Here is a 2,056-nt window from a genome sequence, read left to right as displayed (position 1 = left end):
GCCAACTGCAGTGCCACCAACGCCGGTTGCTGGTATTGCGTCTCCTGCAGGCGCGCCGAATGCTCGGCGCTCGCCTCCAGCAACCATTGCAGCAGCGGCGCGTCCACCCATGCCGCCAGTTGCGCGACGTAATCTTCCAGCGCCTCGCGGAACACCGGATCCGCCGCGTACAGCGCGGCGCCGGCGCCGGACTGCAGCGCCCCCTGACCGGTAAACAGCCAGGCATCCTGGCGTGCGCGCGCCTTGCCTGACGGCTGGTCGTAGGATTCCAGCACCACGTGCGCATTGGTGCCGCCGAAGCCGAACGAGGAGACCCCGGCGACCAGCGAACCCTTGCCGCCGAGCGGCACCGGTGAGGTTGGAATGATGGCGTCGAAACCGTCCAGATCGATTTTCGGGTTCAGCGTGCGGAAGTGCACGTTGCCCGGCGCCTGGCGGTGGCGCAACACTTCCACCGCCTTGATCAGGCCGATGACCCCGGCGGCCCCTTCCAGGTGGCCGATGTTGGTCTTCACCGCTCCCAGCACCACCGGCTTGCTGCGGTGGCGGCCCAGCACGTTCTTCAGGGCGCCCACCTCGATCGGATCGCCCAACGGCGTGCCGGTGCCATGGCATTCGATGTAGTCCACGTCCTGGCCGCGCAGCCCGGCTTTCGCCAGCGCTTGTTCGATTACCGCTTCCTGCGCGCCGCCGTTAGGCGCGGTAAGTGAAGCGCTGCGCCCGTCCTGGTTCACCGCCGTTCCGCGGATCACCGCCAGAATGGTGTCGCCAGCGGCCTCTGCGTCGCTGAGGCGCTTCAGCACCACCGCGCCGACGCCTTCACCGCGGCAATAGCCGTCTGCACCCTCGTCAAAAGTGGCGCAACGCCCCTTCTGCGACAGCATTTTTGACGCGCTGCAACCCACAAACGAACGGTGACTTAACATAACGTTCACGCCGCCGACCAGCGCAGCGGAACAAACGCCGTTGCGCAGCTTCTCAACCGCCAGATCGACCGCCACCAGAGAAGAAGAACAGGCGGTATCCAGCGTCATGCTCGGCCCGGTCAGCCCCAACAGATAGGACATGCGGTTGGAGGTGATGGATGACGACGAACCCGCACCAAAATAGGGATCCGTCAGGAAGTTATCGCCGTGCATGTGTGCCCAGTCATGGTTCATCTGGCCGACGAAAACGCCGATCGATTGAGAACGCAGCGTATCGAGATCGTATCCCGAGTGGTAAAACGCTTCATAAGCCACTTCCAGCAATAGACGCTGTTGAGGGTCCATCACGCGCGCTTCGGCAAGCGGAACGTTGAAGAACTCATAGTCGAAGCTTTCCACTTCACTCATGAAGGCGCCCCGGCGCGTGTAGCTGCGCCCGACGGCATTCGGATCCGGATCGTACACTTCGTCGATATCAAAGCGGGAAGCCGGGATGTCGCTGACACAGTCCGTGCCGGCCAGCAGCATCTGCCAGAACTCTTCCGGCGAATAGACCTCGCCCGGCAACCGGCAGGCGCTGCCGATAATGGCGATCGGCTCTTCCGTTCTCTGCCGCACCGCCGCCACCGCCGCAGGCTCCGGCCGACCGTTGCCCTCCCCGGCGGCGGCCTGCGCCGCCAGCGCCTCGGCCATCTCCGCGATGCTTGGGTGGTTGAGTGCGAACACGCTGCCCAGCGACACGCCCAACGCTTTGCTGAGCGTCTGAGACAGAATGACGGCATTCAGCGAATCCAGTCCGCTGGCCATCAGCGGCTCATCATCCGCCACCGGCCTGCCGACCGCCTCGGCCGCCGCCCGGCGCACCAGCGTCAGCAGATCCTGAGCCGGTCGGGCCGCTGTCCGTTCAACGGCCGCGCGCTCCCGCCGCTGCAGTTTGAAGCGCGATACCAGCGGCATGTCCAGCACCGTGCGCGCCCAGTCGATCGGCGACACGCACACCGTGCCCGCATACCCCGACGCCAGCAGCCGCTCAAGCACCGCCCGGCCCAGCGCATTGCCGATCACCCCAAAGCCGGCCGCTTCGGCGCGACGCACCGCGTCATGCCGTACCGCCATGCCCGCGTCCGACC

The 2,056-nt window shown here is 65.9% G+C and carries 1 protein-coding gene; it reads right to left on the bottom strand.

Annotation, left to right across the window (positions count from 1 at the left end; all coding sequences use genetic code 11):
* Window positions 1-2,042, bottom strand: a 2,042-nt coding sequence (locus tag ACJ8IM_RS25105; RefSeq protein WP_442516257.1) for a type I polyketide synthase, incomplete at its 3' end; no start/stop codon positions are given.
* Between the last annotated feature and the right edge of the window lie 14 nt (window positions 2,043-2,056).

Origin of the sequence: Serratia sp. CY33525 (genome assembly GCF_052169115.1) — a bacterium.
GTDB lineage: Bacteria > Pseudomonadota > Gammaproteobacteria > Enterobacterales > Enterobacteriaceae > Serratia > Serratia sarumanii.
This window is presented reverse-complemented; position numbering and strand designations above follow the sequence as displayed.